The sequence below is a fragment of the Psychromonas sp. genome (assembly GCF_983033635.1).
On the sequence record NZ_CEZLMY010000141.1, the window covers coordinates 1 to 1,582 of the forward strand.

1 protein-coding gene is annotated in these 1,582 nt (G+C 38.7%); it reads right to left on the reverse strand.

Features of this window, described 5'->3' with window-relative positions:
- Window positions 1-290: 290 nt before the first annotated feature.
- On the reverse strand, window positions 291-1,582 hold a 1,292-nt coding region (locus AC4GME_RS14620), incomplete at its 5' end, for a putative bifunctional diguanylate cyclase/phosphodiesterase (protein WP_490379648.1).

Below are 1,582 nucleotides of genomic sequence, written 5' to 3' on the forward strand. Positions count from 1 at the left end.
GATCTTTGTGCACGTTTCAGGAAAATCGTGCGAGTTAAGCTAGCTCGCAAACGCCCCCTACGACTTGGAAATTGATTTATCCAAAAGAAAAATTAACGTAAATTCTTCAACATATTAGGGAATAAATGGGCAACTTATCAATAAGTTGTGGCGGACCGTTAATTGGCTTCTTTAAAAACAAACGCTCAGCGGTGTTGATTAGTACTTTGCCACAGGTTTACGAGAAGTTACATAAATGCTACTTGCCTTGTATTATTCCTTGACATGTAAGACCTGATATTAATTTTTCTTTATGCCCGAAGTGGCCATTCGTTAATATATGATTCTAAAAAATTTTCCATTTCAGCAAATGGAATTGGCTTACTGAAAAAATAACCTTGGGCATATTCACAGCCAAGATATTCTAAGTACGTAAGTTGTGCTTCTGTTTCTACACCTTCTGCTACTACTTCTAAATTAAGTCCATGAGCCATAGCAACTGTCGCTTTTATCAATGTCCGGTCAGATGGGGCGCTCGTTATTCCATCAACAAAGCTTTTATCAATTTTTAGCACATCAAATGGAAATTTTCGTAAGTAGCTAAGTGAAGAATAGCCCGTACCAAAATCATCCATCGCAATATTCACGCCTAGCTCATGTAGCCTTTTAAGAGCATCATCAATATGAGTATACTCATTCATCAATACACCTTCAGTGATCTCTAATTCCAAGTAGCTCCCTGAAGAAAAGTATTCTTTAATAGTATTTTCAACATAGTTTATTAGATTTGGGTCGCTAAACTGACGTGGCGATAAGTTGACCGAGATAGTTAAGTTTGGATCATATTTTTGTTGCCATTCTGCTGTATCGCGCATCGCTTTATTTAAAACAAATTTTCCCAATTGCACAATTAAGCCTGTTTGCTCGGCGATGGGTATAAATTCAACAGGAGAGATATCACCTAATGTAGGATTACGCCAACGCAGGAGCGCTTCTGTTCCGGTAATTTTATTATTACTAATATATATTTTTGGTTGGTAGTAGATAGTAAACTCACCTCGATCAAGTGCGCCGTGCATTTGTTCTTCCAAACTCAGTCTACGCGAGATCTCCATATTCCTTTTATCTGTAAAATAAGAATACGTATTACGTCCAAGCTCTTTAGAGTGATACATAGCAGAATCAGCCTTGCGAAGTAGTGCCCCCCCCAGTTCACCATCATCTGGAAACACTGATACACCAACACTGACAGTCAAGTTTAATTCACGACCGTCAATAACGTATGAGCTTCTAAATTGATTGAGCAAGTTTTCAGCTATTGGGCTTACTTCAGAAGCATCAGAAAGACCGCCTAAAATCACAATAAGCTCATCCCCTCCAAATCTAGCTATCGTATCACCGGTACGAATTTCGGCAGATAAACGCTTTGCCGCCTGGCATAAAAGTTTGTCACCTGCTTCATGACCAAGGGTATCATTCACTTTTTTGAAGTCGTCTATGTCAAGAAATAAAATAGCGACTTTTTCGTTCTCGCGTTTAGCTTCGCCTATGAGCTGAGTTAAACGGTCTAAAGCTAACATTCGATTAGGTAGATCTGTTAATC